Below are 26,011 nucleotides of genomic sequence, written 5' to 3' on the forward strand. Positions count from 1 at the left end.
GGCGGGCCTCCGGCTTTCAGCCTCGTCGCTGTCGATGCCTTACGTCAGGGCCGTCGGTCCCGGTTCGGGCGGGTACCCGGCCCGGCGAGCGGCACCTCGGCCAGGCCGCGTACGACGACCACGGGGGCGGGGGAGTGGTAGAGCAGGGACTGGGCCACGGCGCCCAGAATGGCTCGTCCGGGTTCGTCGCCACGGGCGGCGACAAGCACCACCTGCGCCGACCGGGACGTGTCGACAAGGACCTTCCCTGGGTCACCGCGCACGACGCGGCACTCGGTGGACACCTCCGGGTGGTGGTGGGCGTGGCGGTCCATGGCCTCGCCGAGTTGCTCGGCGACCGCGTCGGTGTCCTCGTCGGTCTCCGCCACCCGCATCGCCAGCAGGGGGGTGTCGCGTCTCGCGGCGCAGGCCAGCGCCCAGCGCAGGGCAAGGTGGGAGCTGGGTGAACCGTCCACGCCGACCAGCACCGGGCCCTGTGGCGGAGGTTCGCGGCGAACCACGAGCAGCGGGCAGCCGGCTCGCGCGGCCAACTGCACGGCAGATGTCTCGGCGGGAACGCCCTGGCCGCTGCCTGCCATCCCGCTGTCGCCGACCGCGAGCAGGAAGGCCGTCTCGGACCGGCGGATGAGGGTGGGCAGCATGGCGCCCTCGACGATCTCGGCGTTCACTGTCAGATCGGGCTCGATCCGGTGGGCGAGCTGGGCGGCCTGGGTGATCAGCTCCTCGGCCTGCTGTCGGGGTGCGGCGACGGTGTCCGCCGAGAAGGCCGCCTGCCAGTTGAAGACGTGCAGCAGGTGCAGTGCTCGGCCGTGCCCGGCGGCCTCCCGCGTGGCCTGCTCGACGACCGCGAGGTCGTGCTCCGAGCCGAGGCCGACGAGCACCTCCGCGTCGGCGGGTGCCGCCATCCGATATCACCTCCCGGGCGTCGCGCCCGGTACGACCGCGCTGTCCCTCACCGAGGGTAGTCGGGTGGCAGGGGGTGGCGGGGCGGATCGCCGTCGTTGTCCGGCGCGTCGTCAACTGAGGTTGACAACGGTGGTGGTGTCAACGTATGTTGACGGCATGAGTCAGGCGACAGAACTCGCGGCGGCGGCCGGCAGCACCGACCCACGGGTCGGCCTGCGTGCCGTCCGCGCGCTGCGCCGGCTGCTCGAGCGGCTCGAGGTGGTCCAGGTGGACAACGCCCGTCGACAGGGCTGGTCCTGGCAGGAGATCGCCGACGCGCTCGAGGTCAGCCGGCAGGCGGTGCACAAGAAGCACGCCGGGCGGCCGGCGGTCAACAAATCCTGGGAGGCGTGATGTTCGAACGGTTCACCGACCGGGCTCGCAGCGTGGTGCGGCGGGCGCTGGAGGAGGCACGGGACGAGGGCCAGCGGCCGGTCGGCACCGAGCACCTGTTGCTCGCACTGCTCGCCGACGACGCCGGTCTGGCCAGCCGGGTGCTCGCCGACGCGGGCGTACGCGCCGACGACCTCCGCGCCCGGATCAGGCAGCACACCGCTACGGGGGGCGCCGGCCTCGGCGACGCGGACGCCGCCGCCCTGCGGGAGATCGGCATCGACCTGGCGGCGATCGTCGCCCGGATCGAGCAGTCCTTCGGCCCGGACGCGCTGCGCGAGGCAGTACCGGCGCCCCGTCGTCGCTGGGGGCGCAAGCGGTACCTCGGCGGGCCGTTCTCGTCCCGGTCCAAGAAGGCGCTGGAGTTGTCACTACGTGAGGCGCTGCGGCTGCGTCACCGGCACATCGGCACCGAGCACATCCTGCTCGGGGTGCTCCGCGAGGGCGGTGGGCTGGGCGCCCTCGTGCTCACCGAGTCCGGGGTGGGCCTCGACGACCTGCGCGCCCGGGTGGAGACCGCGCTGCGGACGGCAGCCTGACCAGGTCCGGCGGCGTTTGAAACCTGTCTGTGGCACTCCCGACGCCGCCGGCTCGCCGGGTCGCTGAAGCCGCCACAGTGCTGCACACTGGCGCCGTGGATGCTGGACAGGACAGGCGGCCCTCGGGCGGCGACGGCGGGCTGCGCTCCGCCGTGGTGGTCAACCCGGTGAAGGTCGACGATCTCGACGAGCTGCGCCGCACTGTGAACGACGCCCTGGCCACCGCAGGCTGGCCCGAACCACAGTGGTTCGAGACCACCGTCGACGACCCGGGCCGGGGGCAGACCGAGCAGGCAGTCAAGGCCGGCGTCGATCTCGTCTTCGCCTGCGGCGGCGACGGCACAGTGATGTCCTGCGTCAGCGGGCTGGTCGGCACCGATGTGGCCCTCGCGGTGCTGCCGCAGGGCACCGGCAACCTGCTCGCCGCCAACCTCGGCCTCTCCACCGACCTCGCCGCCGGGATCGAGGTGGCCATCGAGCGGGGTCGGCGGCTGCTCGACGTCGGCGCCGTCGAGGACAACTACTTCACAGTGATGGCCGGCATGGGCTTCGACGCCCAGATGCTCGCCGCCACCAACGAGACCACAAAGGCCCGCATCGGCTGGCCCGCGTACGTGGTGGGCGCCGCCCGGCACCTGCGCGACCGGCCGATGCGGGTGCAGATCCGCATCGACGACCGACCGCCGGTACGCCGCCGCGCCCGCTCGGTCCTCATCGCCAACGTGGGCCGCCTACAGGGCGGCGTACACCTGCTCACCGAGGCCGAGCCCGACGACGGCTGGCTCGACGTCGCCGTCCTCACCCCGCGCAACCTGCGGCACTGGCTCGCGCTCGGCTGGGCGGTGATCCGCCGCAGTGGGCAGGTGCCACGGATGGAGGTGTTCCGCGGCCGGAAAATCGAGGTCACCAGCAACCGGGCGCAGCCCCGGGAACTGGACGGCGACCTCATCGCGCCGGGGCGGCAGCTGCGGGCCGAGGTCCGACCCCAGGCGCTGTGGCTCTGCGTTCCGCAACCCGAGGACAGCCCCGACCTGGCCGTGGACGCGCAGGGCGCCGGGGAGCGGGGCGAGCAGCTGATCGAAGAAGCGCGCCGTGAGTAGCACCCGGATCGTGCCGGAGACCCGGCTGATGGCCGACGCCGAACTGTCGGCCGACGATGCCTGGCACACGCTGCGCCGCGAGGGCGGCTGGCACCTGCTGCGCGACGCCTTCGTACGGTTCCGCTACGGCGACGGGTTCAGTCACGCCCGGGCCTTCGCGTTGCAGCTCTGTCTCGCCGTCGTGCCGTTCATGATCGCCCTCACCGGCCTGATCAGCGAGCTGGGCGGCGAGGCCAGCCGGGTCGTCGCCGACACCGTTCTGGCGCTCAGCCCCGGGCAGAGCGATCAGGTGGTCGCCGAACTGCTCGGCGAGGGCGAACGCGTCGAGGACGCCGGGGAGTTGGCCCTCACCCTCGGTCTGCTCACCGGGCTGGTCACGTTGACCACCACGATGGCCCAGATCGAACGGGGCGCCAACCGCATCTACGGCGTGGAACGGGACCGCCCGGCGCTGCGCAAGTACGTCCGCGCCTCCGTCCTGGCCGTCACCGCCGGCCTGCCCGCGCTTGCGGGTTTCCTCATCCTGGTCGCCGGTGGCGCCGTCGGCGACTCGGTACGGAAGCACTACGAGTGGGGTGCGGTCGCCAACGGCATCTGGGACGTGGTCCGCTTCCCGCTGAGCCTCGGGCTGACCGTGCTCGCCGTGGCCGTGCTGTTCCGGCATGCGCCGCGTCGACGGCAGCCCGGCCTGTCCTGGCTGTTCTTCGGCGCCGGCATCGCCACCGCCCTCTGGTGGCTGGCCAGCCTGCTGCTCGCCGCGTACGTGCGGTTCAGCGACGACTTCGGCCAGACCTACGGCGCGCTGACCGGCATGATGGCGCTGCTGCTCTGGGCCAACCTCACAGGCATGGCGCTCTTCGGTGGGCTGTCCTTCGCCGCCCAACTGGAGGCGCTGCGGATCGGCGTGCAGGAGCCCGCCCAACCCGACCTGTGGGAGCCCGAGGCGGACCGCTCCGAGCTCCTCGACACAGGCGACATGTCCGCCCTCTGACCAGCCCTCCGACCCGCCCCACGTGTACGCGCGACGCGGATCGGGTAAAGCGCCTCGCCAGGTAGACAAGGGAGGTGCGGGGTGACCGCGGTCAAAGAGGTGGCGCGGCGTCCGATCGGTCATTTCGCCGAACGGAGCATCGCGGGTCTGGTCGCCGTCACAGGCGCCGGGGTGGCCTTCGGGCTGCTGCTGTTGCTCGTACGGGCGCGGTGGAGCCCGTTGCAGGACGCCGACCACGCGGTGGCCGAGTGGTTCAACTCGCTCGTGGCGCCGCACCATCCGCTCGTCACAGTGCTCCAGGCGGTGACCGACCTGGGCGGCCGGCCGATCCTCATCTGGCTCGTCACGATCGCCGTGGTCGGGCTGCTGATCCGGCGCCAGCCCCGGCTGGCCGTCTACCTGATCATCACGGGTGTCGGTGGTCTGATCCTCGACCCGTCGCTCAAGGCGCTCGTCGGCCGGCTCCGCCCCGTGGTGGACGTGCCGATCGCCAGCGCCCCCGGCAACAGCTTCCCGAGTGGGCACGCGCTCGGCTCGTTCGTCGCGTACGGCGCGCTGCTGCTGGTGTTCCTGCCGGCGATGGCGCCCCGCTGGCGTAAGCCGGCGATCGTCGGCGTCGGCGTGCTGGTGGCGCTTATCGGGCTGACCCGGATCGCGCTGGGAGTGCACTTCGTCTCCGACGTGTTCGCCGGCTGGCTGCTGGCCGCCGCCTGGCTCGGCGTGACCGCGTACGCCTTCCGGCTGTGGCGGCGTGAGCGTGGCCGGCCGGTGCCGTCGCTGGCCGAAGGGCTGGAGCCGGAGGCAGGGCACGACATCGCCCCCGCCCCGGCCGAGGAGCACGTGCTGGCCCACCCCCGCTCGGCGGTCGCCGAACTGCTCGTCGGCTGGGTGCTCGTGTTCGGCGCGCTGTACGCCTTCGGCATGTACGTCAGCTACCACGCCAAGGGCACCTTCTTCGACACCCTCGACACGGAGGTGCCGCGCTGGTTCGCCGAGCGGCACACCGATGTGTTGACCGACGTGAGCTGGTGGTGGAGCAAGTTCGGCGACACCCACGCGATCCTGCTGATCTCGCTGGTGTTCTGCCCGCTGGTGCTCGCGGTGTGGCGCCGCTGGCGTCCGGTGCTGTTCGTGGCGCTGGCGATGATCGGCGAGCTGACTCTCTTCCTCGCCTCGGCCCGGGCTGTCGACAGGCCGCGCCCGCCGGTGGAGAACCTGGACGGGCCGATGCCCACCTCGTCGTTCCCGTCCGGGCACATCGCGGCCACGATCTGCGTGTGGCTCGCGATCACCGTCATCGTGTTTCCGCGTACCGACCGCTGGTGGCGTTGGATCTTCGTGGCGCTGGCCGTGATCGTGCCGGTCGGGGTGGCCACCTCGCGGATGTACCGGGGAATGCACCACCCGACCGACTTCATGGGCGCGATCCTGCTCTCCGCGCTCTGGATCGGACTTCTCTACTTCGTCATCCGCCCGAACGCCGACCTGAAGGAAGGCAACCAGCCGACCATCGAGTCGGAGGACGTGGACACCCTCGACGACGAGCTGGCGCGCGCCGGCCGGCCTGACTGAGCGTCCCGTGCTGCGGGTGCTGACCTGGAACATCCGCACCGGCGGTCGGGACCGTGGCGGTCCCGACCGCTTGGACCAGGTGGTCGAGGTCGTCGCCGGGCTGGCACCGGACGTGCTGGCGTTGCAGGAGTTGCGCGGCTTCGACCGGGGCGGACTCATGGCGCAGGTGGCGGGCCGGCTGGGCATGACGGCCCACCTGGCCCGATCCTGCTTCGGTCAGCCCGTGGCGGTGCTGGTCCGGCCGCCGCTGCACGTCCTGGACGCGGGCACGCTGCGCCGGCCGTTCCACCACGCCGCAGCCCGCGTCGTGGTGGCCACCTCGGCCGGCCCGCTGACGGTGCTCGGCACCCACCTCTACCCGTACTCCGGGGGGCGCCGGCGGATGGAGGTCGACTGGCTGGTGGCGGCGGCGCGACGCGCTCCGGGGTCGCTGACGCTCGTCGCCGGTGACCTCAACTCGCTCGACCCGACCGTCGACCACACCGCACGCCTGGCCGGGCTGCCCGACCTCTACCGGAGACGGCACCTGCGGCGTGGCGGCGGTGCCGTGGACACTCGCGCCGTCGCCCGGTTGCTGGCCGCCGGGCTTGTCGACCTGTGGCCCGCCTCTGCCGACGGCGCGCCGGAGGCCGACGGTCTGACAGTGCCCACCCGCTTCGGCGGGGCAGAGTTCGCCGGGATGCGACTGGACTACCTGTTCGGCACCCCGGAGGTGGCCGCTCGGGTGCGTGAGTGCCGGGTGGTTCGCGGCGGGGTGGCCGACACCGCCTCCGACCACTATCCGCTGCTGGCCGAGCTGGCACTGGACCCGGCACCCCACTGACCGGCGGCGCGACCCGGATTTCCGCTGTGGCATCGACCGGTTACCGTGCCCACCGTGAACGACCGCCACGGCGATCCGCCATTCGGCCACAGGAGAGACTCCTATGTGACCGGTCCGGCAGGACTCCCGCCCGATCCTTTCGTGGCGGAGCCGGCCGCCGTCGAGCTTTCGCCTGTCGCGGCCGTCGCGCGCGGTGTGGCGCTGATCGTGGTGCTTCCGGTACGCCTGCTCTGGGAGCTGATCGCGGCCTCCGGCCGGCTCCTGCAACGCCACGTTCTCGACCCGACAGGTCGCTTCCTGCACCGCTGGCTGCTGGCGCCGCTGGCCTGGGCGCTGCGTACCCTGCTCTGGCTGCCGCTGGTCTGGGCGGGGCGCACGCTGGTCTGGCTGCCGCTGGTCTGGCTGGGGCGGGGCCTCGCGTGGAGTGCCCGCGTGCTGGTCTGGGTGCCCCTCGTGGCGCTCGGCGGCCTGCTGGTGGCGGTGGCGCTTGCGGCCGCGCGGGGGATGCGCTGGCTGGTGTGGGAGCCGCTGGTGTGGCTGGGGCGCGTGGTGATCCGCCCGCCGCTGGTCTGGTCGGGCCGCGCGGTGCGCTGGCTCGTCGACCGGGGCGTGGTCCGGCCGCTGCGGTGGCTGGGCGCGGTGCTCGCTCCCCTGGGCCGGCAGCTGTGGCAGGGGTTCGGGGTGCTCGTCGGTGCGGTGGCCGCCGCGCTGACCTGGCTGGGCCGGTGGTGTTGGTGGGCCATCCGGGGCGTCGGCCTGCTGATCGTCGCCGCGGTGCTCGGCGCGTGGCGGACAGCCGGATGGCTGCTACGGCAGCTCCACCGGCTGCTGCTGCGTCCGCTCGGGCGTGCGCTGCGCTGGGTGTGGCGGCACACAGTCGTCCCGCTGCTGCAAGGTGTGCGGTGGGTCTGGTCGGTGACCGTCGTGCCGGTGGCGCGTGGCGTGCGGGCGCTCTGGCGGGCCACTGTGACGCCGGTGGCCCGGTGGATCCGCCGATCGGTCCTCGATCCGGCCCGGCTTGCCACCCGCGAGGTGTTCAGCGCCCTGGGTCTGCGCCGCTGACCAACCGCTCAGAGCACCACGTTGAGCAGCACCGTGAGCACCACCGAGGCGAGGATCGAGAAGAGGACCATCAGCAGGCAGCCGAGGCCACCGCCGAGGGGCCGGATTTCCGTGTTGCCGAAGCGCATGGGTTCACCTTGTCGTCAGAGTGGGGGTTGCGTCGTCAGAGCGGGGGCGAGCAGGTGGCGGATCGCGTCGGCGACCGCCGTCGGGGCGGTGGTGGCCACGTTGTGCGCGGCACCAGGGACGACCACCAGGTCGGCGCCGGCCAGCCGGGCCGCCTGAGCCCGCCACCCCGCCGGTACCACCGGATCCCGGGCACCGGCGACGACGAGGGTCGGCGCGGTGATCCGTACCAGGTCGGCCTCGACGGCGTTGCGGGCCGAGTGCGACAGCGACGCGAAGACCCGCCAGGGCCGGGCGTTCCACACGTCGCGTACCAGGATCGGCGCCTGTAGCGGCGCCTCGCGCGAGGTGTCCACAAGCCACCTGCCGAACAGCGCCCGGCGGGACCGTGCCGCCGGGTCACTTGTCGGCGAGGCGAGCACCAGCGCGCGTACGGACCCGGGGTCGCTCGCGGCGAGCGCGGCGGCCACCTCAGCGCCGAAGGAGTGCCCGAGCAGGCAGACCGCCGGCAGCCGGTACGCGGCCAGCCAGGAGGCTAGGTGCTCGGCGTGCCGCCGTACGTCGTAGGCGCGCCGGGGGCGTTCGGTGAGCCCGAATCCGGGCAGGTCCGGCACGTACACCGGATGGGTGGCGGCAAGCGCGACAGCCAGCGGGGTGAGGTAGCGGTGCGAGACCGCCAGCCCGTGCACAAGCACCACTGGCGGTGCGCCGGTGCCCGGGTCGCAGCCGCGCCTTGTGTGCGTGCGTAACCCGTCGACGAGCCGCCATTCGCTTGTCAGCCCGGCGGCCGGCCGGGGCGCGGCGAGCGCCAGCCGGAGTTCCGCCCGACCGAATCGACCGGTGGGGGTCGTTCTCACAGCGCCCGCAGGCGGGGCAGCAACTGCTCCTGCGCCCAGTCCAGGAACATCGGCTGGGTCTCGCCGCCGACCTGGATGATCGCCACGTGGGTGAAGCCCGCGTCGACGAACTTGCGGAACGCCTCGACGTGCGCGTCGACGTCCGGGCCGCAGGAGACGCCCTCGGCGACGTCCTCCTCCCTGACGAACTGGGTGGCGGCGGCGAAGGACTCCGGCCCCGGCAGGTCGGCGTTGACCTTCCAACCCAGCCCGAACCAGCGGAACTGGTCGTGCACGATCTTGCGGCACTCCGCCTCGTCCGGGCCGTAGCAGATGGCCACCTGCCCGTAGCGGGGCTGGCCCGCGCCACCGGCGTCGTCGTACATCTCGATGAGGTGCCGGTCGGGCTCGGTGGAGACCAGGCCGTTGCCGTATTCGGCGGCCAGGGTGGCGGACTGCCTGCCGGAGGCGGCGATCGCCATCGGCACGGGCCGCTCGGGGCGGTCCCAGACGTAGGCGTCGGGTACGTCGAAGTGGTTGCCGGAGAAGGTGAGCGTCTCGCCGTTGAGCAGCGGCCGGATGATCTGCAACGCCTCCTCGAACATCTCGTGCCGCTGCTGCACGTGCGGCCAGCCGCCCACGACATGCTCGTTGAGGTTCTCGCCGGCGCCCAGACCGAGGGTGAACCGCCCGTCCGAGAGCGCCCCGATGGTGCTTGCCTTCTGCGCGACCACTGCCGGGTGGTAGCGGCGGATCGGGCAGGTCACGAACGACATCAGCTCCGCGCGGGAGGTGGCGTGGGCGACCGCGCCGAGCACCGACCAGGCGTACGGGGAGTGGCCCTGTTCGTCCAGCCAGGGGTAGTAGTGGTCGGAGATCACCAGCTGGTCGAAGCCGGCGGCCTCGGCGCGTACCGCGTGGTCGACCAGTTGCTTCGGACCGGCCTGCTCGCACATCAGGGTGTAGCCGACGCTCACCATCCTGGTATCTCCTTCCCACCGCCCGGATCGTCCGGGGATACCCAGGGCAGCAGAGCTCAACCCTCCCGTCCGGTTCGTAAGACGCGATGTGCGATCGATGGCGGGTCCACCCACCAGTCAATTAACCGGTTAAGTGCTGTGGCCCGGAGCGCCTGGGCGCTGGACTGCGCGCAGCGCAGCGACCCGCGTCAGCGTGGGCGTCACCGCTGTCCGCGCCTCTGGCCGGTGCACTGAACCGATTGCGGCAAACGATCCATCGCCCTACGCTGATGTCTGCGCCGACGCGAGCCGGGCGCGGCTGCCGGGCTGCAGCTGCCAACCCCTGTCACGTCCCACCCCTGTCGGGCACCGGGGGTCCTCCCTGAGGAATGCCATGAAAACTCGACTCTCCGCCGCCGGTGCGGCACTGCTCGCGCTGCTCGTCGCCGTGCTGGCGTTCGGGCAGCCGGCGCACGCCGCCACCGGCTTCACCGTCTCGGGCGGCAAGCTCTACGACGCCAACGGCACCGAATTCATCATGCGCGGGGTCAACCACGCGCACACCTGGTACCCGCAGCAGACCAGGGCGTTCGCCGACGTCAAGGCGCTCGGCGCGAACACCGTGCGGGTGGTGCTCTCCAGCGGCGACAGGTGGACCCGCAACACCAACGCCGACGTCGCAAACGTCATCTCCACGTGCAAGGGCAATCGGCTGATCTGCGTGCTGGAGGTGCACGACACCACCGGGTACGGCGAGCAGAGCGGGGCCATCACCCTCGACCGTGCCGTCGACTACTGGATCAGCCTCGCCGACGTCCTCGCCGGCCAGGAGAAGTTCGTCATCGTCAACATCGGCAACGAGCCGTACGGCAACCAGAACTACGCCTCCTGGGCCACCGACAACGCCAACGCGATCAAGCGGCTCCGCGCTACCGGGCTGGCCCACACCATCATGGTGGACGCCCCGAACTGGGGGCAGGACTGGTCGTTCACCATGCGCGACAACGCCGCCTCGGTGTTCGCCGCCGACCCGGCCCGCAACACCGTGTTCTCCATCCACATGTACGGCGTCTTCGACACCGCCGCGGAGATCACCGACTATCTGGGCCGGTTCCGAGCGGCAGGGCTGCCGATCGTGGTGGGCGAGTTCGGCTTCAACCACTCCGACGGTGACCCCGACGAGGACACCATCCTCTCCTACAGCCAGGCCAACGGGATCGGCTGGCTGGGCTGGTCGTGGAGCGGCAACGGTGGCGGCGTGGAGTACCTCGACATGGCCACCTCCTTCAACCCGGCGAGCCTCACCACCTGGGGCGAGCGGATCTTCAACGGCGCCAACGGCATCCGGCAGACCTCCCGGCAGGCGAGCATCTACGACAGCCTGCCGCCGCCGACGACCCCGCCGCCCACCACTCCGCCGCCGACGACGCCTCCGCCCACGACCCCGCCGCCCACGACGCCTCCGCCCGCCGGTGGCTGCACCGCGGCGTACGCGATCACCAACCAGTGGCAGGGCGGCTTCCAGGGTGAGGTACAGGTGACCGCCGGCACCGCCGCGATCACCGGCTGGACCGTGCGGTGGACCTTCGCCAACGGCCAGAGCGTCACCCAGTCCTGGAACGCCACTGTGACAAGCAGCGGCACCACAGTGACCGCCCGCAACGTGGACTACAACGGCCGGTTGGCGGCCGGGGCCAGCGCCAGCTTCGGCTTCATCGGCGGCTGGACCGGCACCAACGCCAAGCCGGAGGTGACCTGCACGGCGAGCTGACCGACGGCCGGTGGCCGGGTCTCGCATCGGGCCCGGCCACCCGGCCGCCCCGCGGTCAGTGCTCGCCGGTCAGGTTCACGACGACCACGCCGGCGATGATCAACGCGATGCGCATCGGCGCGACCGGCCGGCCCGGGGCGGCGGTCACGCCCGCGCGACCCGGCGAGCCGGAGCCGCCCCCGAACTGGGAGGGCGACCCCGACGCGACGGGCGCCGCGGCTCGGTTCCCGGTGACTACGGGGCGAGGGCGAAATCGGCCACCACACCGTTGTGATCGGAGTTGGTTCCGCCGACGATGGCATAGTCGATCATCCACATCACGCGCAGTTCCTCGACACGCTTCCAGAAGTAGATGTAGTCGATGTGTCGGTTGCCGTGCGTGCCGTTGCCCTTCTCGCCGTAGAGGTTGTAGCAGGAACGCAAATTGGGCACCTCGTTGGCCTCGAAGACCCGCCACGGGAACTTCGCGTACCCGTATGCCCGGTCGGCGCTGAAGTCGACGTTCAGGTCGCCGCTGACGATGACCTGGCCGGTGTCCTTCTTGTCGGCCGCCAGGTTCTTCAGTGCCCGGAATTGCTGCTCGGCACAGTCGGTGCGGGGCAGGTTCTCGGGCCGCCCGTTGCTCTCGATGCCGGCGTTGGCGTGCGCGTTGATGTGGTAGACGTTGCGCCCGGTCTGCTTGTGCCGATACTTGACCCAGTTGTTGTACCGGGCGGGCGGCACGTCACCCGGCCCGTTCGTGTCGCACACGAAGTTCGATCCCTTGTCGACCACGTCGAACATGCTCTTCCTGGCCAGCAGCGCCTCGTTCGCCGCCTGGACCGGCTCGGGCGCGTACAGCCACCAGCCGTTGTCGGCGGCCCAGTCCTGCAGGTACGCCTTGCGGTTGCCGACCTCGTTGAGACCGACCAGGTCCGCCCGAGAGGTGATCAGTTGCAGGTCCTGGGCGAACTGCGCCTGGGTGAGTGCGTTGAGGATGTTGAGCGTCGCCGCCCTGAAGGTCGAGTTCGCCGCGGCGGCCGGAGCGCCGGGCAGCAAGCTCACCAGCAACACGGCCGCGCCGACGACGGCGCCTGCGCCTCGCGCTGACCAGCGTCTTCCACCTTGCATGGGCACTCCCTCCACGATGCCGGCAGTCGACATGGCTGCTACACGGCGGTGAAGGATATTATCCGAACAGAGGAATTGACGGAAGGTTTCCTACGGTCATTCGAAGAAATTTTCGTATAGTCGATACTAAATGAAGAATCTTGACAGGCGCGGGGCACGCGGGCACGCTCGGCGCTGCCCTTCCGATTCGCCATCCCCTCACCTGTCACGCCAAGGAGATCCCGTGCGTCCGCGAACTTTCTGGCGACCCGTGCTGGCCGCCGCCGTGACGGCGCTCGCCGTCGTCGGCTCCGCCCCCGCGCCCGCCGCAGCAGCCACCCCACGACCGGTGTACGCGCTGTCCGACAAAAGCCTCGCCGACCCCGGAGTGGTGCGGCACAACGACGACTTCTTCGCCTTCACCACCGGCGACGGGGCTCCGGTCTACCGAGGTGGCACGGCCTCGGGGCCGTGGACCGAAATCGGCCCGGCCCTCGGCTCGGTGCCGGACTGGGCCGAGAACGGCAATGTGTGGGCGCCCGACGCGGTGCAGACCTCCGCCGGATGGGTGCTCTACTACTCGTTGCCCGCCAAGGGCATGAACGACAGGCAGCGGTGCATCGGTGCCGCCATCTCCTCCGATGTCAGCGGCCCGTACACACCGGTGGGTGCCGCGCCCCTGATCTGCCCGGGAGGCGCGCACAACGCCGACGACGCGGTGCCGGGGCGGCCGGTCGCCGGCGCTGGCGTCATCGATCCGTCACCGTTCGTCGACGCCGACGGCCGACGCTTCGTGCTCTACAAGACGCAGCAGACACCGTCCTCGATCCGGATGCTCCGGGTCAACGACGGCGGCACCCGCTGGGTCGGCAACGCCAGCGGGGAGCTGACCCGCAGCGGCGGCATCATCGAGAATCCGGTGCTGCGGCAGCGCGGCGCCACGTTCGTGCTGTTCGCCTCCCGGTACGCCTTCAACAACTGCAGCTACGCCACCGTCTATCTCACCTCCACCGACCGGTGGGACTTCCACGGCAAGGCGGAGCGCCCGCTGCTCACCACCGCCGGTACCGGGATCTGCGGCCCGGGAGGCGCGGACCTGGTCCCGGCCCTGGTGGAAGACGAACAGCGGATCTTCCTGCACGGGTGGGTCTGCGACGGCAACGCCCCGTGCCGACCGAAGGCCGACGGTTCGCTGCCCTCCGACCCCCGCCGTGCGCTCTACGCCGCGATCTTCCGCTGGGACGGCGCGACACCCCGCGTCGGCGCGTTCCTCTGATCTGACGCCGGCCCGGGCCCGGCGCCGTGACGGCGGCGACGGGCCCGGACGCGGCGGCTCCGGGCTCCGGGCCGGGTCGACGCAGGGCTCGCCGCGCGGCCTGCCGAGCCGGCAGCGCCCGGGTGCGTCGTCGACCCGGACGGCGACCCGGGGACGTCGCGGTTCAGCAGTTGTTGGTGCTCTTCTGGTTGGCCTTGCGGCCGTCGGACCAGGTGACGCCCTGGACGACCGCGACCACGACGCTTCCGTTGTGGATCTGCTCGTAGTGCAGGTGTGGGCTCAGGTTGTACTTCGCCGAGGTGGCCCCGACCCGGCCGATGACGGTGCCGCGCTTCACGGTGGCCCCCTTGGCCACGGCACGCGAGTCCAGATGGGCGTACCGGGTGCGCCAGCCGCCGCCGTGTCCGATGACGATGGTGTTCCCGTAGCCGGAGGTCGTCGAGTAGTACGACTCCAGCACGGTGCCCGCGGCGCTGGCGACCGTCCGGCGACGGAGGTCGTCAGGGGCGCCGCTGGCGCTGTAGTGATTCCAGTCGATCGCGTGGGCGGGGCTGTGCCCGTTCCAGTTGTTGCCCTGCCAGGTCTGGCCGCACAGGAACGGCATCCGGAAGCCGGGCCGGGCCGCCTGCGCGGGCTGTGGCAGCAGAGGAACAGCAGAGGGCCCGGCCACCCGGCCGACCCGCGGTCAGTGCTCGCCGGTCAGGTTTACGATGACCACCCCGGCGATGATCAACGCGATGCCGGTGAGTTTGACCAACCCGATCGACTCGCCCAGGAACACCGCGCCGATCGCCACGATGGCCGCGGTGCCCAGACCCGACCAGAGGGCGTACGCGACACCGACCGGTATCTCCTTGACGGCCTGCGCCAACAGGAGAAACGCAAGCAGGTAGCCACCGACGCAGGCCACTGTGGGCCAGAGCCGGCTGAACCCGGCGGTGGACTTGAGCAGGCTGGTCGCCACCACCTCGGCGGCGATGGCAATCCCCAGCAGCACGTACGCCATGCGTCCCCTAGCTCTCGATGGTCTTCGCGACTGATCCATCCCCGGTCTCGACGGCGAGTCGGGCGGCCCTCATGGTGAGGTAGCGCTGCTCTGGCAGGCTGTTCGTGCGCGCGGCGGCGGCCCGGTAGTCGGCTATCGCCCGGTTCCGGTCGCCGGCCATCTCGTGCAGGTGCGCGCGGGCGGCGGGCAGGCGGTGGCGCCCGGCCAGCCGGGGGTCGTCGGCCAGAGCGTCGAGAGCGGCGAGACCCACCGCCGGGCCGTACACCATGGCTGCCGCCACGGCCCGGTTGAGGGCGACCACCGGGCTGGCGGCGAGCCGTTCCAACACCTCGTAGAGCGCCAGGATCTGCGGCCAGTCGGTCGCGTCGGTGCTCGGCGCCTCGTCGTGCAGCGCGGCGATGGCGGCCTGCACCTGGTACGGGCCGAGCGGCCCGCGCGGCAGGGCCCCGGTAACCAGCGTGACGCCCTCGGCGATCGCCGCCGCGTCCCAGCGGCTGCGATCCTGGTCGGTGAGCGAGATCAGTTCCCCGGAGGGTCCGGTACGCGCCGCGCTGCGCGCCTCGGTGAGCAGCATCAGCGCCAGCAGTCCGGCGGATTCACTGTCGGCGGGCAGCTGGGCGTGCAGGACGCGGGTCAACCGGATGGCTTCTCCGGCCAGGTCGACCCGGCGCAGGTCCGGGCCGGCGGTGCTGGTGTGCCCCTCGGTGAAGATCAGGTAGAGCACCTGCCGCACCGCTGCCAGCCGCTCGGCTCGCTCGGCGGGCTCGGGCATCCGGAACGGCAACCCGGAGGAGCGGATGCGCTGCTTGGCCCGGCTGATTCGCTGAGCCATGGTGGCCTCGGGCACGAGAAGGGCGCGGGCGATCTCGGCGGTGCTCAGCCCGCCGACCGCGCGCAGGGTCAGCGCGACGGCCGACGCCGGGGCGAGCGCCGGATGGCAGCAGAGGAACAGCAGCACCAGGGTGTCGTCGCGTTCGGCGGTCAACTCCTCGTCCGCGGCTGGTGCGTGCTGCCGATCGTCCGGGTCCCGGCGGGCCACCAGGTCCTCCCGGCGGCGTCGGGCCTGCTCGCCGCGGACCAACTCGATCATTCGGCGGTAGCCGACCTGGATCAGCCAGCCACGCGGGTTGGCCGGCAGCCCGTCGACCGGCCACTGGGTCGCGGCGGCCACCATCGCCTCCTGCATCGCGTCCTCTGCGGCGGCGAAGTCACCGAACCGGCGGGTGAGCACGCCGAGGACCTGCGGCGCCAACTCGCGCAGCAGGTCCTCGATGCGGGGATCGGTGCTCAGCCCTCACACCTCCTCAGGCGGCGCGGACATCACCGGGTGCACCTCGATCGGCATGTTCAGCGGCCGGCCGCCGGGGCCGGGTGCGGTGGAGATGTACGCGGCCAGCTCCACGGCCCGCTGCGGGCTGTCGCAGTCGACGATCCAGAACCCGGCGAGGAACTCCTTCGTCTCGGCGAACGGCCCCTCGGTGACCAGCGGGGTCCCGTCGTCGCCAGCACGGACGATCCGGACCTGCTGGGGGCCGCCGAGGCCCTGCCCGTCGACCCACTCACCGGAGGCGGTGAGCTTGCCGTTGACCTCGCCCATGAACGCGATGTGGGCTTGGATCTCCGCCGGGCTCCAGGTGTCGATGCTGGGGAAGTCGGCCCCGGCGACGCTGAACTGCATCAACAGCATGTACTTCATCGTTTGCTCCTCACGCCTGCGCACCGGTCGTCGGTGCTTTCACCCTGAGGTAGAAGCAGGCGACGTCGTTCTCGACACCCCGGCGGAAAATTCACGGAATCAGTCGACGGCGTCGACCTCCAGCACGAGACTCTGCTCGGCCGGGTCGCCCGCTCCGCCGGGTCGCCCGCTCCGCCGGGTCGCCTGCGGCCCGCGCCAGCCGCCTGCCGAGCACCGACGCGCCACGCCCGCTCTAGGGAATCTTTATGTCTGGGGGGCGGTCTAGTCTGACCGCCATGAGTTTCGGTCTTGTTCTGCTACCCGATCCCATCGGACCGTCCTCATTGGAGGCATCGGGTGGCGAACGGGAGAACACGGGCGAGCCGTCGGACCCGCAGGCGTGGGACGCCATCGTCGCCGGCGTACGGGACATCCTCGGTGAGGTGGTCCTGGGCCAGGACGGCCCGACCCGCACGCTGATCCACCAGCCGAGCGGCATCATCGTGCGCCACCGGTCCGGCGAGGCGGCCGTCGATCTGCCGTGCTGGCCGGACCACGAGACGGACGCCACGTGGCTCGTCGAAGCCGTGTACCGGATCGGACACGTCGTGGAGGATGCGACGGGCCTCGTCGCCTACGCCCCGCAACTGGGCGTGCCGCTGACCGAAGCCGAGTCCAGAGTCGACGACGCCCTCGACGCGCTTACCGAAAGCGACTTGACGTGCGTATGGCCACGCGACGGTTTCGCGGTCTACTTCACCGGGACCGCCACCCTCGCCGACGCCGCGCAGTGCCTGAAGCGCATGGTGGTGGCCGAGGAGAGCGACCGGTTGACCGTGCAGGGGCCCGAAAGTCCACCGATGGAGGTGACCTTCGCTGCGGGGCCAGGGATCTCCCACGAGGCAGCCTTCTTCGCCAAGAAATCCGGAACCCCCGAGATGGCCACCCACGATCGCCGGTTCCTGGTCACCTTCGACGATTTCGAGGAGGTGATCGATGAGATGAACACCCTGATCGACGTGTCCCTGCACCTCCAGGACATCACCAGAGGTTACGTGGTCCGCTCCTGGAACCGCGAGGTGTCGCCGCCGTTCGACGAGGACCCGACGGACGGCAGCTGACGGCCCGGCACTCGATCGAGCCCGCCCCCGCCCCCACCTCCGCGATCTTGCAGTTTGTGTCGCGGATATGAGGCTTTGGTGCCGAAAGTCGAGGCAGAAAGTGCAAGATCGACGAGGGCGGGGGCGGGGGTTCAGCTTGCGGCGGGGGTGACCTCTAGGACGAGGCTTTGTTCCGGGTGCAGCGCCGGTAGTTGTACTCCGATCCGGGCCAGCGCTGCCCCGCTGAGCGTGACACCTGCGTCCACCCAGGTGGGCGGGCGGAGGTCGATGGCGGCCGGGGCCGGGACGTCCGGCACGGGGCGGACCAGGTAACGGCGGGCCGGGTCCAGGCCGGGCAGCCGGACCGCGCCCGGGACCTGCGCCACCGAGGTGGCAAGCCGCGCCACCGCGTACACCGCTCGGGTCTTGTCGTGGGCGACCACGCCGTGCGCCCAGACGGCCGGGTCCGGGTGGTCGACCCGGACCACCCGGCCGGTGTGCAGCAGCGGGCGTAGCCGCTTGTGCAGCGCCACCCAGGCGGCCAGCTCGGCCTGGTCGGCCTCGCTGATCGACGTGATGTCCCACTCGATGCCGGAGTGGCCGAACAGCGCTGTGGCGGCCCGGAACCCGAGGTCGTGCACCCGGTGCGTGGTGTGTGAACGGTCCGGACCGATGTGCGTGCCGACCAGCTCCGGTGGCAGCAGCAGGCCGGTCCACCGCTGGATGCTGAGCCGTTCCAGGGCGTCGTTGCAGTCGCTGGCCCAGACCCGGTCGGTACGGGCCAGGATGGCCAGATCCACGCGGGCGCCACCTGACGAACAGCTCTCGATCTCCACGTCGGGGTGTCGGCTGCGCAGCTCGTCCAGGAGCCGGTAGACCGCCACTGTCTGCCCGTGCACCCCCGGACGGCCGTCGTGCCCCGCCTCGGTGAGATCCCGGTTGTGGTCCCACTTGAGGTAACCGATGCCGGGATGCGCGGTGAGCAGCGCGTCGAGGCGTTCCAGCAGATAGTCGTACGCCTCGGGGCGGCCCAGGTCGAGCACCTGCTGGTTTCGCCAGGCCGGCGGCAGCCGCCCCGGCACTGCCAGCAGCCAGTCGGCGTGCGCGCGGAACAGGTCGGAGTTCGGGTTGACCATCTCCGGTTCCACCCAGAGGCCGAACTGGAGCCCTCGACCTGTCACGTGGTCGATGAGCGGTTGCAGGCCGTCCGGCCACACGTCCTCGTCGACGTACCAGTCGCCGAGCCCGGCGGTGTCGTCGCGCCGTCCCCGGAACCAGCCGTCGTCGAGCACGAACCGCTCCACCCCGATCTGCGCGGCCCGGTCGGCGAGCGCACGCAGCCGGTCGAGGTCGTGGTCGAAGTAGACGGCCTCCCAGACGTTGAGGGTCACCGGGCGGGGGGAGCGCGGATGCCCGGGTCGTTCCCGTAGGTGGGTGTGCAGCACGTCGCTGAGACCGTCCAGCCCGGCGTCGGACCACACCGCGTAGAGCAGGGGAGTGGTGTAGGACTCGCCGGGGGCGAGCCGGATCTCGCCGGGGGCCAGCAGTTCACCGCCGCCGATCGTCGACACACCGGTGGGGTGACGCTCGGCGAATGCGACGTGGTCACCGCTCCACGCGGTGTGCACCGCCCACACCTCGCCGTCACCGAAGCCGAATCCGGCGGTGCCGGCGATCAGCAGCAGTGTGGCGTCGTGCCCGGTGCGCCCGTGCCGCCCCTCGCGAACCCAGCTGCCGTACTGCCACGGGTGCCGCTGAGGGGACCGCTCCCGGCACCACCGGCCGGTCAGGTCGAGCAGTTCGGTGGCGACCGCCGGCACCGGCAGCACCGGCGTCAGCTCCCGCAGCTCGTACGCGCCGTCGCCGTCGTTGCGCAGCACGTGCCGCACGGTCAGCAGGCCGTGCGGGTCCAGCGTGATCTCGATGGTCAGCGACAGGCCGGCGGCCGGGTCCGACGCCCGTACGGTCAGCCCCGCCGGACCCGCACCGGTGTCGTCCACGTCCAACCCGTCGAGGTGGAACGCTGTCGACCAGTCCCGTCCGTCGCGGTGCCCGGCCAGCCCCGGCCGGCCGCTCCAGCCGGCGCTCGGTTCGGGCAGCAGCGACAGCACCGGAGGCTCGTCGAAGCTGCTCGGCACCACCGGCGGTACTGTCGCGTCCACGAGGTGCCGCAGCTCGTCGTCGTCGAGGTCGCCGACGTCGCCACCCCAGTGCACGACCCGGGGCAGCCCCGGGCCGCGTGCGTCGAGCACCAGGCTGGTCCGCGCGCGGCGCAGCTGCAGGATCGTCATCCTTTGGAAGCTCCCAGGGTCAGGCCCCGGACGAAGTGTCGCTGGAGCATGAAGAAGATGACAAGGGTGGGGATCGCGACGAGCACGCTGCCCGCCGAGACCAGGTTGTTGTCGGTGAAGAACTGGCCGCGCAGGTTGTTGAGCGAGCTGGTGACGGGGAACTTGTCGCCGGTACGCATCAGCACTGTGGCCCAGAAGAACTCGTTGTAGATCCAGGTCACCTCCAGCGTGGCCAGCGCGGCCAGGGCCGGCCGGCACAGCGGCATGGTCACCTGCCAGTACTGCCGCCAGACACTCGCCCCGTCGACCATCGCCGCCTCATACAGGTCGCGGGGCAGCGCCTTCATGTAATTGCTGAGCACGAAGACGCAGAACCCGCACTGGAACGCCACGTTGATCAGGATCAGACCCCAGTAGCTGTCGTAGAGCAGTTCGGAGTCGCTCATGAACTCCGGCAGCGGCACCTCGGTGTAGAGGCGGAACAGCGGGATCAGCAGCGCCTGCTGCGGCAGCAGATTGGCGGCGGTGAACACGCCGAGCAGGATGAGATTGAGTTTCCAGCTGAACCGGGCGATGACGAACGCCACGCAGGAGGCGAGGAAGAGCGTCAGCAGCACCGCCGGCACGGTGATGTACACCGAGTTGAGGAAGTGCTGGCCGAACTCGGCCGTCCGCCAGGCGGTCACGTAGTTGTCGAAGGTCCAGCCTCCGAACGAGACGTAGCCGTTGGCGGCTGTGTACTCGTAGGAGCGCAGCGACGTCAGCACCGCCCAGGCGATCGGGAAGAGCCAGATCAGCGAGACGGCGATGAGGAAGCCGTGCAGCAGCAGCCGCAGTGGGGTGAGCCTGCGGCGGGGGGCCGGGGCGTCGGCGTCGGCCTCGCCTCCCGTACGCCGGGTCGCGGTCGCGGTGCTCATTGGCGGTTCTCCCTCATCACGGTCGCCAGGTAGATGGTGATGAAGACAAGTGAGACGACGAGCATGATGGTCGCCAGCGCCGAGCCGAAGCCGATCCGGCTCGCCTCACCCACGACGTTCTGGGTGACCAGCGCGGAGATCAACTCCAATCCGTTGCGGCCCTTGTTGACCACCCAGACCAGGTCGAACGCGCGCAGCGACTCGATCACCGTCACCACAAGCACGATGACGTTGATCGGACGCAGCACCGGGAACACCACCCGGAAGAACGTGCGGCTCTCCGAGGCGCCGTCGACTGCGGCGGCCTCCCGCAGCGACGGGTCGACGCCCTTCAACCCGGCCAGGTACAGCAGCATGATGTAGCCGACGTGCCGCCAGCCGGAGGCGATCATGACGGCCCAGATGTTGACGTTCGAGTCGCCGTACCAGTCGATGCTGCTGCCGAAGACGGCGTTGATCAGCCCCTGGTCGCGGGAGTAGAGCAGCTGCCAGACGAAGCCGATCAGGGCCAGCGAGAGCACCACGGGCAGGTAGAGCGCGGTCTGGTAGAACCGGCTGCCCTTCAGCTCCTTGTCGAGCAGGACGGCCAGGAACATGCCGAACGGGGTGGCCACCAGGAACAGCACCGCAAGCCAGAGCAGGTTGTTCTGGATCGCCGGCACGAACGGCGGGTAGATGTTCACCACGTCGCTGTAGTTACGCGCGCCGACGAACTCGATTTCGTTGAGAGGGCCGATGCCGTCCCAGTTGGTGCCGGAGAGCACCACTGTGGCCGCCGCCGGCAGCCAGACGAAGGCGGTGACGAGCAGCAGCGGGACGAGCACCATCAGCGTGATGACCACGCGGTCGGTGCGGGACAGGAGCCGTAGCCGCCTGCGACGACCACCAGTGGTGGGGGTCGCCGCAGGCGGCGGCACGGCGCGATCCGCTTGGATCAGGGGCAGGTCGGACATCTGTCCTCCCCTTTCCGCCGTCAGTCAGTGAAGATCGACTTCTTCTGGTTCTCGATGGACGAGGTGAGCCCGCCGATGTCCTTGGGGTTCTTGATGAACTGCTGGATCGCCGGGATGATCACCGTGGAGGCGAAGTCCGGCCGGGTGTCCCGGTCGAGGAACTGGGCGATCTCGGTGGCGGAGCCCACCAGCTCGGCGGCCTTCTTCTGCAACGCGGTGTAGCCGCTGACGTCCGCGCCGGTGTTGGCGACGAGCGTGGCCGGGTCGTTCTTGACGGTGATGTCCGCGGGGTCCTTGCTGCCGAGGTACTCCAGCAGCTTGCGGGCGTTGTCCTCGTTCTTGGGCTTGCGGGCCATCATGTAGCCGTCGATCGGGGCGTCCAGCGCCTTGGCGCCGATCGACGGGTCGATCTCCGGGAAGGTGAAGAAGTCGAGGTCGTCCTGCTCCTCGTTGCTGAACTGCTGACCGACGAAGAGGCCGAGCAGGTACATGCCGCTCTTCTTCTGCTGCAACGACTGCGCGGCCTCCTGCCAGGTGCGGCCGAGGCTGTCCGGCTGGTGCAGGGGGAGCAGGCCGGCCCAGGTGTCGAAGACCTTCTTGACCTTGTCGGAGGTCCAGGCTTCCTTGCCGGCCATCAGGTCGATGTGGAACTGGTAGCCGTTGATGCGCAGGTTGAGGATGTCGAAGGTGCCCATCGCCGGCCAGCCGTCCTTGTCGGCGAAGGCGATCGGGGTCAGGCCGTCGCCCTTCATCCGCGCGCCGAGTGCGGTGAACTGGTCAAGGGTCGTGGGCACCTCGTAGCCGTACTGCTTCCAGACCGACTTGCGGTAGAAGACAGCCCACGGGTAGTACGTCGCCGGAACGAAGTACTGCTTGCCGTCGTCCCCTGTGGACGCCTTCTTGAAGGCGTCGGAATAGCCGGAGAGCTTGCCCCACACGTCGCTGATGTCACCGGCCAGGCCCTTGGCGGCGAAGAAGCGCATCCGGTAGCCGGCGAACCAGGTGAACACGTCGTCCGGCTTGCCCTGAAGGTAGTTGTTGATGTTCTCCTGGAACGTGTTGTGGTCGACAGTGTTGACAGCGACCTGAACGCCGGACGAGGTCTTGAACCCGTCGGCGATCTTCGCGACGACGTCCTTGGGCTTCGGGTCGGACTGGTTCGAGCCGAGTGACACGTCCTTGCTGGACCCACCGGAGCCGGAGTCGTCGCCGCAGCCGGCGAGCAGGCCGGTGCCGAGCAGCGCGCCGGTGCCGGCCGCACCGGCCAGCAGCGAGCGTCGGTTGATGCCGGCGACGGAGGGCGGTACGAGCCGAGCGAGGTACTCGGCCTGGGATCGGGGACGGGACATCTGTGCCTCCTGCGGATGAAGAGGTGCTGCGCTCAAGGGCCGTCAGGTGGAGAACGGGCCGGCCTCGTGAAATACACATCGGGATCCACCGAGAATCCACATTGGCGAACACGAACGACCAGTGGGGCCTCAAGCTACCTCTCCGTCAGGCGCTGTCAAGGGGGCAGTTCACCTTCGATAACCCAGTTGTAATGCGGCCGTTACGTGGTAAACGTTGGAAAGGAAATCGATGTTGGAACCTGTTGACTTCCGTGGGTTCCCCGGTGCACCCTCACCTGTCATGCGGCGATGGCACGGTGACGGCATCTATTTCGGCGGCGACTACAACCCCGAGCAGTGGCCCGAAGAGACCTGGTCCGAGGACGTCGAGCTGATGCGGCGAGCCGGCGTCAACCTGGTCTCCGTCGGCATCTTCTCCTGGGCACTTCTGGAGCCCACCCCGGGGCGGTTCGAGTTCGGCTGGCTCGACCGGGTGCTGGGCCTCCTGCACGACGGCGGGATCCAGGTCGACCTGGCCACCGCCACCGCCAGCCCACCGCCCTGGCTGGCCCGCGCGCATCCGGAGACGCTGCCCCGCCGGGCCGACGGCACCATCCTCTGGCCGGGCGGACGGCAGGCGTACTGCCCCAGCTCGCCCGTGTTCCGCGAGCGGTCACTGGAGTTGGTGCGGGCCGTCGCCGAGCGGTACGCCGAGCATCCGGCGGTGGTGATGTGGCATGTGTCCAACGAGCTGGGCTGTCACAACGTGCACTGCTACTGCGACGTCACCGCCGAGGCGTTCCGCGGCTGGCTGCGTGAGCGCTACGGCGACCTGGATCGGCTCAACGACGCCTGGGGCACCGCGTTCTGGAGCCAGCGCTACGGCGACTGGGCCGGGATCAACCCGCCGCGCAGCGCACCGACGTTCGCCAACCCCACCCAGCAGCTCGACTTCCTGCGGTTCTCCTCCGACGAGCAACGCGCCCAGCTGCGCGCCGAACGCGCGCTGCTGAAGACCCTGGTCCGGCAGCCGGTCACCACGAATTTCATGCTCGGCATGACCAAGCACATGGACTACCACTCCTGGGCCGACGACGTGGATCTCGTGTCCAACGACCACTACCTGGCCGCCGCCGACCCGCAGGCGCACGTCGGGTTGGCGTTCGCCGCCGACCACACCCGCGGGGTGGCCGGCGGCGATCCGTGGCTGCTGATGGAGCACTCCACGAGCGCTGTCAACTGGCAGCCCCGCAACGTGGCCAAGCTGCCCGGGCAGATGCGCCGCAACAGCCTCGCGCACGTCGCCCGGGGCGCCGACGGGGTGCTCTTCTTCCAGTGGCGCGCGTCGCGGGCCGGCGCGGAGAAGTTCCACTCCGCGCTTGTGCCGCACGCCGGGCCGGGCACCAAGGTGTTCCGCGAGGCCTGCCAACTCGGTGCGGACCTCAAGGCCCTGGCCGAGGTACGCGGCAGCAGAGTGGACGCCGAGGTCGCCATCCTGTTCGACTTCGAGGCGTGGTGGGCAGTCGAGTTGGATTCGCACCCCAGCGTCGACGTCACCTACACCGACCGGCTGGCCGCCCTCTACGCCGCACTGTGGCGCGCCGGGGTGACCGCCGACATCGTCCACCCGTCGGCGGATTTCAGCGGCTACCGGCTTGTCCTGGCACCCGCCCTCTACCTGGTCCGCGACGCCGACGTCGAGGCGCTGCACCGGTACGTCGAGGCAGGAGGCACCGCCGCCGTCACCTACTTCAGCGGCATCGTCGACGACAACGACCACATCCGGCTGGGCGGCTACCCGGGCGCGTTCCGGGAACTGCTGGGCGTACGGACCGAGGAGTTCTTTCCGCTGCGCGAGGGCGAGCAGGTCCGGCTCGACGACGGCAGTACGGCCGACGTGTGGACCGAGTGGCTGCACGCCGACGGTGCCGAGGTGCTGGCGTCGTACACCGATGGGCCTCTGCCCGGCGTGCCGGCGCTGACCCGGCATCCGGTCGGCGCGGGCGCGGCCTGGTACGTCGGCACCCGGCTGGACGAGCCGGCCACCGACAGGCTTGTCGCCCGGCTGCTCGACGAGGCAGGCGTCCGTCCGGCGGTGCGGGTGCCGAGCGGGGTGGAGGTGGTACGCCGGCGCGACGGCGACCGCAGCTGGCTGTTCGCGATCAACCACACCGACAATGAGGTACGCGTCCCGGTGAGCGGCACCGAGCTGCTGACCGGGGCACTGTGTGCCGGTGAGCTGACGGTGCCGGCCGGCGAGGTGGCGGTCATCCGGGAAGATCGAGCCGACGACCCGGCCTGATCCGACCACACCCACGGCGCGAAGGAGGTTCCCCGGATGCTCGCCCAGCAGCGGCAGACCGCCATCCTCGATCTGATCCGTCAGCGCGGCGGTGTACGGGTGAGCCAACTGGTCAGCCGGTTCGGCGTGTCCGACATGACGATCCGGCGTGACCTCGAGGTGCTCGCCGAGCGTGGCCTTGTCGACAAGGTGCACGGCGGTGCGACGCTCGCCGGGCCGGGTTCGGCCGAGGAGCCCGGCTTCGCCGCGAAGTCGATCCGCCAGCAGGCCGAGAAGCGGGCCATCGCCGAGCGGGCGGCGAGGATGGTGGAGCCGGGAATGGCCATCGCGCTGTCCGCGGGCACCACCACCGCCGCGCTTGCCACGCTGATCTCCGACGTCCGCGGGCTGACGGTGGTGACGAACTCGATCCCGGTGGCCGACGCGCTCTACCAGAACCCGCGCGCCGACCAGACAGTGGTGTTGACCGGCGGCATCCGCACCCCGTCGGACGCGTTGACCGGGCCGGTGGCCGAAGCGGCGATAAGCGCGCTCAACGTGGACCTGCTCTTCCTGGGGGTGCACGGGCTCAGCCCGCGTACCGGCTTCACCACGCCGAATCTGCTGGAGGCCGGCGTCAACAGGTGCCTCATCGGCGCCGCCCGCCGCTTGGTGGTGCTCGCCGACCACACGAAGTGGGAGACCATCGGCATCGCCACGATCGCCCCGCTGGAGGCAGCCGACGTGCTGATAACCGACGTAGGGCTGCCGCCCGAAGCCCGCACGACGATAGCCGATCAGGTAGGCGAGCTGGTAATCGTCGAGCCTGCCTGATCCCTCCGTCGATCATGTAGTTGTGGTGGGCGCCTTGCCCCGGTTGGCGACTTTCGTCCGGCACCACAACTCCATGATCGACTGGCGTGGGACGCCGCGCGTGCTCACAGCCACCTCACAGCGCATCTGGATAAGGTGCGCATC

The 26,011-nt window shown here is 70.6% G+C and carries 24 protein-coding genes; 12 read left to right on the top strand and 12 right to left on the bottom strand.

All coding sequences use genetic code 11. The features are described from left to right. Positions 1–44: 44 nt before the first annotated feature. A complete protein-coding gene (locus tag ADK66_RS09525; RefSeq protein WP_053653557.1) occupies positions 45–905 on the bottom strand; it encodes a universal stress protein in 861 nt (286 codons plus the stop codon). 157 nt (positions 906–1,062) lie between these two features. Here ADK66_RS09525 and ADK66_RS09530 point away from each other — a divergent pair, with 157 nt between their 5' ends. From ADK66_RS09530 to ADK66_RS09560, 7 genes are all read left to right on the top strand, one after another. Next, on the top strand, positions 1,063–1,299 hold the full coding sequence (locus ADK66_RS09530; protein ID WP_053653558.1) for an HTH domain-containing protein: 237 nt from the start codon (positions 1,063–1,065) through the stop codon (positions 1,297–1,299). Then, positions 1,299–1,877: a Clp protease N-terminal domain-containing protein gene (locus tag ADK66_RS32670; RefSeq protein ID WP_053653559.1), complete on the top strand. Its 579-nt coding sequence runs from the start codon at positions 1,299–1,301 to the stop codon at positions 1,875–1,877. Before ADK66_RS09530 ends, ADK66_RS32670 begins: the two co-directional genes overlap by 1 nt. 95 nt (positions 1,878–1,972) lie before the next feature. Beyond that, positions 1,973–2,977 carry a diacylglycerol kinase family protein gene (locus ADK66_RS09540; RefSeq protein WP_053653680.1) on the top strand — a complete coding sequence of 335 codons (1,005 nt, stop codon included), beginning with the start codon at positions 1,973–1,975 and terminating at the stop codon, positions 2,975–2,977. Then, on the top strand, positions 2,970–3,968 hold the full coding sequence (locus ADK66_RS09545; RefSeq protein WP_053653560.1) for a YihY/virulence factor BrkB family protein: 999 nt from the start codon (positions 2,970–2,972) through the stop codon (positions 3,966–3,968). Before ADK66_RS09540 ends, ADK66_RS09545 begins: the two co-directional genes overlap by 8 nt. An 81-nt stretch (positions 3,969–4,049) precedes the next feature. Further along, positions 4,050–5,540: a phosphatase PAP2 family protein gene (locus ADK66_RS09550; protein ID WP_053653561.1), complete on the top strand. Its 1,491-nt coding sequence runs from the start codon at positions 4,050–4,052 to the stop codon at positions 5,538–5,540. A 7-nt stretch (positions 5,541–5,547) separates the two neighbouring features. Beyond that, on the top strand, positions 5,548–6,363 hold the full coding sequence (locus ADK66_RS09555; RefSeq protein WP_053653562.1) for an endonuclease/exonuclease/phosphatase family protein: 816 nt from the start codon (positions 5,548–5,550) through the stop codon (positions 6,361–6,363). 141 nt (positions 6,364–6,504) lie between these two features. Next, positions 6,505–7,425: a hypothetical protein gene (locus ADK66_RS09560; RefSeq protein ID WP_053653563.1), complete on the top strand. Its 921-nt coding sequence runs from the start codon at positions 6,505–6,507 to the stop codon at positions 7,423–7,425. Between the two features lie 143 nt (positions 7,426–7,568). On the opposite strand, the gene ADK66_RS09565 is transcribed toward ADK66_RS09560, so the two are convergent. Continuing rightward, positions 7,569–8,408: an alpha/beta fold hydrolase gene (locus ADK66_RS09565; protein WP_053653564.1), complete on the bottom strand. Its 840-nt coding sequence runs from the start codon at positions 8,406–8,408 to the stop codon at positions 7,569–7,571. Continuing rightward, on the bottom strand, positions 8,405–9,367 hold the full coding sequence (locus ADK66_RS09570; RefSeq protein WP_053653565.1) for a TIGR03557 family F420-dependent LLM class oxidoreductase: 963 nt from the start codon (positions 9,365–9,367) through the stop codon (positions 8,405–8,407). Before ADK66_RS09570 ends, ADK66_RS09565 begins: the two co-directional genes overlap by 4 nt. A 373-nt stretch (positions 9,368–9,740) precedes the next feature. Here ADK66_RS09570 and ADK66_RS09575 point away from each other — a divergent pair, with 373 nt between their 5' ends. After that, the gene (locus ADK66_RS09575; RefSeq protein ID WP_053653566.1) at positions 9,741–11,117 is read left to right on the top strand and encodes a cellulase family glycosylhydrolase; all 1,377 of its coding nucleotides are present in this window, start codon (positions 9,741–9,743) and stop codon (positions 11,115–11,117) included. A 234-nt stretch (positions 11,118–11,351) separates the two neighbouring features. On the opposite strand, the gene ADK66_RS09580 is transcribed toward ADK66_RS09575, so the two are convergent. Beyond that, positions 11,352–12,227, bottom strand: a complete 876-nt coding sequence (locus ADK66_RS09580; RefSeq protein ID WP_197281469.1) for an endonuclease/exonuclease/phosphatase family protein — start codon at positions 12,225–12,227, stop codon at positions 11,352–11,354. Between the two features lie 223 nt (positions 12,228–12,450). Between ADK66_RS09580 and ADK66_RS09585 the strand changes: the two genes are divergently transcribed. Beyond that, the gene (locus ADK66_RS09585) at positions 12,451–13,482 is read left to right on the top strand and encodes a glycoside hydrolase family 43 protein (protein WP_197281470.1); all 1,032 of its coding nucleotides are present in this window, start codon (positions 12,451–12,453) and stop codon (positions 13,480–13,482) included. 163 nt (positions 13,483–13,645) lie between these two features. On the opposite strand, the gene ADK66_RS09590 is transcribed toward ADK66_RS09585, so the two are convergent. From ADK66_RS09590 to ADK66_RS09605, 4 genes are read right to left on the bottom strand one after another with little or no spacing between them, the layout of a single operon-like run. Further along, on the bottom strand, positions 13,646–14,152 hold the full coding sequence (locus ADK66_RS09590) for a M23 family metallopeptidase (protein ID WP_053653569.1): 507 nt from the start codon (positions 14,150–14,152) through the stop codon (positions 13,646–13,648). Between the two features lie 15 nt (positions 14,153–14,167). Next, positions 14,168–14,488: a multidrug efflux SMR transporter gene (locus tag ADK66_RS09595; protein WP_053653570.1), complete on the bottom strand. Its 321-nt coding sequence runs from the start codon at positions 14,486–14,488 to the stop codon at positions 14,168–14,170. Positions 14,489–14,495: 7 nt separating this feature from the next. Further along, positions 14,496–15,779, bottom strand: a complete 1,284-nt coding sequence (locus ADK66_RS09600; protein WP_053653571.1) for an RNA polymerase sigma factor — start codon at positions 15,777–15,779, stop codon at positions 14,496–14,498. A gap of 3 nt (positions 15,780–15,782) precedes the next feature. After that, a complete protein-coding gene (locus ADK66_RS09605) occupies positions 15,783–16,184 on the bottom strand; it encodes a YciI family protein (protein WP_053653572.1) in 402 nt (133 codons plus the stop codon). A 275-nt stretch (positions 16,185–16,459) separates the two neighbouring features. On the opposite strand from ADK66_RS09605, the gene ADK66_RS09610 reads away from it, so the two are divergent. After that, positions 16,460–17,284, top strand: a complete 825-nt coding sequence (locus tag ADK66_RS09610; protein ID WP_157552355.1) for a hypothetical protein — start codon at positions 16,460–16,462, stop codon at positions 17,282–17,284. 131 nt (positions 17,285–17,415) lie between these two features. Here ADK66_RS09610 and ADK66_RS09615 read toward each other — a convergent pair whose 3' ends face one another. Genes ADK66_RS09615 through ADK66_RS09630 form a run of 4 tightly spaced genes read right to left on the bottom strand, consistent with a single transcriptional unit; the run spans position 17,416 to position 22,773 of the window. Then, a complete protein-coding gene (locus ADK66_RS09615; RefSeq protein ID WP_053653577.1) occupies positions 17,416–19,554 on the bottom strand; it encodes an alpha-galactosidase in 2,139 nt (712 codons plus the stop codon). Then, positions 19,551–20,471 carry a carbohydrate ABC transporter permease gene (locus ADK66_RS09620; protein ID WP_231639978.1) on the bottom strand — a complete coding sequence of 307 codons (921 nt, stop codon included), beginning with the start codon at positions 20,469–20,471 and terminating at the stop codon, positions 19,551–19,553. The genes ADK66_RS09615 and ADK66_RS09620 overlap by 4 nt, the downstream gene beginning before the upstream one ends. Next, the gene (locus ADK66_RS09625; protein ID WP_053653579.1) at positions 20,468–21,424 is read right to left on the bottom strand and encodes a carbohydrate ABC transporter permease; all 957 of its coding nucleotides are present in this window, start codon (positions 21,422–21,424) and stop codon (positions 20,468–20,470) included. Before ADK66_RS09625 ends, ADK66_RS09620 begins: the two co-directional genes overlap by 4 nt. A 20-nt stretch (positions 21,425–21,444) precedes the next feature. Further along, a complete protein-coding gene (locus tag ADK66_RS09630) occupies positions 21,445–22,773 on the bottom strand; it encodes an ABC transporter substrate-binding protein (RefSeq protein ID WP_053653582.1) in 1,329 nt (442 codons plus the stop codon). Between the two features lie 280 nt (positions 22,774–23,053). Between ADK66_RS09630 and ADK66_RS09635 the strand changes: the two genes are divergently transcribed. Together ADK66_RS09635 and ADK66_RS09640 are read left to right on the top strand one after the other, a co-directional pair. Further along, positions 23,054–25,054 carry a beta-galactosidase gene (locus ADK66_RS09635; protein ID WP_053653584.1) on the top strand — a complete coding sequence of 667 codons (2,001 nt, stop codon included), beginning with the start codon at positions 23,054–23,056 and terminating at the stop codon, positions 25,052–25,054. Between the two features lie 36 nt (positions 25,055–25,090). Further along, entirely contained in the window at positions 25,091–25,867 is a 777-nt protein-coding gene (locus ADK66_RS09640; protein WP_053653586.1) for a DeoR/GlpR family DNA-binding transcription regulator, read from the top strand. Positions 25,868–26,011 lie beyond the last annotated feature (144 nt).

Origin of the sequence: Micromonospora sp. NRRL B-16802 (assembly GCF_001279555.1) — a bacterium.
GTDB classification, from domain to species: domain Bacteria; phylum Actinomycetota; class Actinomycetes; order Mycobacteriales; family Micromonosporaceae; genus Micromonospora; species Micromonospora profundi.

Coding starts and splice junctions, on each gene's coding strand:
- ADK66_RS32670 (WP_053653559.1), top strand. CDS start 1,299: ATGTTCGAACGGTTCACCGACCGGGCTCGCAGCGTGGTGCGGCGGGCG.
- ADK66_RS09610 (WP_157552355.1), top strand. CDS start 16,460: ATGAGTTTCGGTCTTGTTCTGCTACCCGATCCCATCGGACCGTCCTCA.
- ADK66_RS09615 (WP_053653577.1), bottom strand. CDS start 19,554: ATGACGATCCTGCAGCTGCGCCGCGCGCGGACCAGCCTGGTGCTCGAC.
- ADK66_RS09620 (WP_231639978.1), bottom strand. CDS start 20,471: ATGAGCACCGCGACCGCGACCCGGCGTACGGGAGGCGAGGCCGACGCC.
- ADK66_RS09605 (WP_053653572.1), bottom strand. CDS start 16,184: ATGAAGTACATGCTGTTGATGCAGTTCAGCGTCGCCGGGGCCGACTTC.
- ADK66_RS09595 (WP_053653570.1), bottom strand. CDS start 14,488: ATGGCGTACGTGCTGCTGGGGATTGCCATCGCCGCCGAGGTGGTGGCG.
- ADK66_RS09630 (WP_053653582.1), bottom strand. CDS start 22,773: ATGTCCCGTCCCCGATCCCAGGCCGAGTACCTCGCTCGGCTCGTACCG.
- ADK66_RS09625 (WP_053653579.1), bottom strand. CDS start 21,424: ATGTCCGACCTGCCCCTGATCCAAGCGGATCGCGCCGTGCCGCCGCCT.
- ADK66_RS09570 (WP_053653565.1), bottom strand. CDS start 9,367: ATGGTGAGCGTCGGCTACACCCTGATGTGCGAGCAGGCCGGTCCGAAG.
- ADK66_RS09525 (WP_053653557.1), bottom strand. CDS start 905: ATGGCGGCACCCGCCGACGCGGAGGTGCTCGTCGGCCTCGGCTCGGAG.
- ADK66_RS09640 (WP_053653586.1), top strand. CDS start 25,091: ATGCTCGCCCAGCAGCGGCAGACCGCCATCCTCGATCTGATCCGTCAG.
- ADK66_RS09580 (WP_197281469.1), bottom strand. CDS start 12,227: ATGCAAGGTGGAAGACGCTGGTCAGCGCGAGGCGCAGGCGCCGTCGTC.
- ADK66_RS09530 (WP_053653558.1), top strand. CDS start 1,063: ATGAGTCAGGCGACAGAACTCGCGGCGGCGGCCGGCAGCACCGACCCA.
- ADK66_RS09635 (WP_053653584.1), top strand. CDS start 23,054: ATGCGGCGATGGCACGGTGACGGCATCTATTTCGGCGGCGACTACAAC.
- ADK66_RS09575 (WP_053653566.1), top strand. CDS start 9,741: ATGAAAACTCGACTCTCCGCCGCCGGTGCGGCACTGCTCGCGCTGCTC.